The sequence below is a fragment of the Coraliomargarita sinensis genome, assembly GCF_003185655.1.
Taxonomy (GTDB): Bacteria; Verrucomicrobiota; Verrucomicrobiia; order Opitutales; family Coraliomargaritaceae; genus Coraliomargarita_B; species Coraliomargarita_B sinensis.
This window is the reverse complement of the sequence record NZ_QHJQ01000027.1, coordinates 1-2,695: the sequence shown is the minus strand read 5'-3', so window position 1 is coordinate 2,695 and position 2,695 is coordinate 1. Positions and strand designations below refer to the sequence as shown.

The 2,695-nt window shown below is 43.0% G+C and carries 5 protein-coding genes; all 5 read right to left on the bottom strand.

Annotated elements, in window-relative coordinates; genetic code table 11:
* Positions 1-182: 182 nt before the first annotated feature.
* Positions 183-515, bottom strand: coding sequence for a hypothetical protein (locus tag DDZ13_RS15185; RefSeq protein ID WP_110132311.1), 333 nt, complete (start codon positions 513-515; stop codon positions 183-185).
* A 112-nt stretch (positions 516-627) separates the two neighbouring features.
* Entirely contained in the window at positions 628-1,017 is a 390-nt protein-coding gene (locus DDZ13_RS15180) for a hypothetical protein (RefSeq protein ID WP_110132310.1), read from the bottom strand.
* Positions 1,018-1,032: 15 nt separating this feature from the next.
* On the bottom strand, positions 1,033-1,617 hold the full coding sequence (locus DDZ13_RS15175; protein ID WP_110132309.1) for a hypothetical protein: 585 nt from the start codon (positions 1,615-1,617) through the stop codon (positions 1,033-1,035).
* Between the two features lie 81 nt (positions 1,618-1,698).
* Positions 1,699-2,025, bottom strand: a complete 327-nt coding sequence (locus DDZ13_RS15170; protein WP_146209406.1) for a hypothetical protein — start codon at positions 2,023-2,025, stop codon at positions 1,699-1,701.
* Positions 2,026-2,095: 70 nt separating this feature from the next.
* On the bottom strand, positions 2,096-2,557 hold the full coding sequence (locus DDZ13_RS15165) for a hypothetical protein (protein WP_110132307.1): 462 nt from the start codon (positions 2,555-2,557) through the stop codon (positions 2,096-2,098).
* Positions 2,558-2,695: the final 138 nt, after the last annotated feature.

Sequence of the window (2,695 nt, the reverse complement as noted above, 5' to 3'; positions counted from 1 at the left end):
ATCCCAAGAAAGATCAGAGCGATTCCGGTGAGCCTAGAACTCGGATCTAATTCCTTCTTTTCTTTCAGCCACTTAGCTAGTGAGTAGTCATCGGCTAGATCGTGTTTCATTTTCTTTTTCGCAGAACGATGAGGACAGGCAACCCGCCTGACGAGTTAGAAGTCCTAGTGATTTTTAGAGATTTACGGGCGGGTTATCGGGTTGTCCTGCTCCGGCTGGTTCGGTCTTTTAGTATTTTTTTCTTCTATCCACACGAATAGAAGTGAGCATATCGACAAGATGCCGAAAGTTATAAGTACCGCTTTCGGATAGTATACATTAAAGTCATTCAATATTTCCTCCTTTTCTCTTAATTGATAATTAGGTTCCGGTCCAACTGTTGCTTTGGGGTGACCTCCTTGGTTTTCAAAAAGTAAGAAAAGCAACGGAAATATGAATGAGATAACCATCGAGACAAACAGCAGCTTGCTGAACTTGCTCATTCCTTTGTTTTTGGAATGTAGAGGGTCGTTCATTTTTTTACCTAACGTTGAGGACAGGCAACCCGCCTGACGAGTTAGAAGTCCTAGTGGTTTTTAGAGTTTTACGGGCGGGTTATCGGGTTGCCCTGCTCCGACTGGTTGGAATTTATGTTCTCTCATTCTTACTATCAAGAATCCCAAGAATCATGGTGAAGAAAACACCAATCGCAGATAGGCTCGTTGATACCATCAATGGTGCATAAATCTCAAGCTGCATTATGTGGTATGTCTGCTGAGACATATCGGAAAACATTTCGTGGAACTTGAAATTTTCATTCCCAAAGCGCCAGACACCATGAAGGAAAAGCAAAACACTCATTGATCCTAAGCCCCAAAGGAACCCCTTCATTTTCTTTCCTTTGGAATAAGCCACGCAACCAGCTATAAACAAGAGTGCCAGGATCGAAAGCAAGACGATAGCTTCTACTGTTCTCGCATGGCCATAGATATTCAAAAGGCTGTATTCGATGGCCCGAACTGTAGGTTCATTTTCCATTCTATTTTTCCAACGTTAAGGAGTATCACGTAGAGGCGCAGCCTCGGAGTTGATACCTCCGCCTGGTTGGCTCTTTTTCTGTCCCTCCTCCAGCCAGCGAGAGAGGTATAGGAAGCGCATCAGTGAGGAATTATAAGAGACATAGAACGACTTCGCTTCTTCGCTTAATGTCATACTTAGAGGCATATCGTTAAATAAACTTTGTTCTTTTCCTTGGAACCCCTGTAGTTCCCAAGTGAAGAAGATTTCTGACATATGCAGCTTGTAGTCCTTTGCATGCCTACTTGGATCAATAATTTGATTCATTAGGCCCAATATCTTTTCATTTTTTGTGACATTCAAATCCTCCTCACGGATCTTTCGAGCTATCATGTAAACTAGCGTTTCTCGGTAGTCCTTGGGGCTTTCTTTTAAAATCAGTTCATATAGAGATGCATGGTTTTTCAGATCGTGCTCCATCAATATCTCTGTGATTTTTTGCTGTCGCTCCCGAATTTCTTTCGTTAACTGCAGAAGCTTCTCCTCAGTTTCAGATGAGTAAGCAGATTGGATGCATCCCGCGATGCTAAGCAGTAAAATGAGAATGCGCTTAATGTTCATTTTTATTTTAGCCAATGTCGAGGATGGACGCGCCGTTAGGCGTTGTCCACTCCGTCTTGTTAGGTCTTTGTTCCAGTTGGGCTAACGTCTGAACTTAGATTGTTTGAGTGGGTTGGGTGATGATTTTTCAGCAGCTCGGAGAAACCAACTCCATGCCAAAGATAGAGCAATAGGCACTAGGATCAGCCAGAGAATAGTGATGATGCTTTTTATTCTTGGGTCGATTTCTAAGCTTACCGGCCAGAGCAATGCGTAGAACATCACCATAATAATCGAGTTTGGTTCTTTTCCTTCCCATGCTAAGCCTTGGCCGATTGTGACTCCATATCCGAAGATTACTGCGCTGCCTAGAAATTCCATGAAATAAAGAAAGCACAGTAAGCTGGGGCTAATTGGTGATTTCTTCATTTTCATTTACCTAACGGTGAGGACAGGCAACCCTCCTGACGAGTTAGAAGTCCTGTTGATTTTTAGAGTTTTACGGGCGGGTTATCGGGTTGTCCTGCTCCGACTGGTTGGGGATTTTTGCTTCAAACGGGTCCTTAATCTTCATCGGGTGTCCCTTCAACATAACAAAAACCGCTTTATCTGAAGTACCCCATGTGAAATCTGGTCCAGCAAGTATGCAGATTATATCTAGCAACTCGAAGAAATTTTTTGTTTTAGTATCGATAGTGATACTTGGTTTTAATTGGTTCGGGTTAATGATGGGGATTACACTTAACCCTTTTCCATTTGGAGAGTTCGAGGTGGATAATTCAACCAAGTCCTCCAATACTCTAGTGAATTCCTTTTCTTCTGCTTTAAAATCCGAGTAGATGATCGATTCTCCGTGAGCCAAAATAGCATCATCACTATCTCGTTTTCTCTCATACTCACCAGATGCTGACTGGAACATCAGCAAGAAGGATAAAGCGACTAGGATTGTGATTTGTTTCATTTCCTTCCCAACGTAGAGGTCTCACACGGAGGGGGCGCAGCCCCCGGAGTTGTGAGAACCGACTGGTTCTGGTTGAGTTACTTCAGAGGCAATCACATAACCATCGAATCCAATAGAGGATGAAATCTCCCACACTCT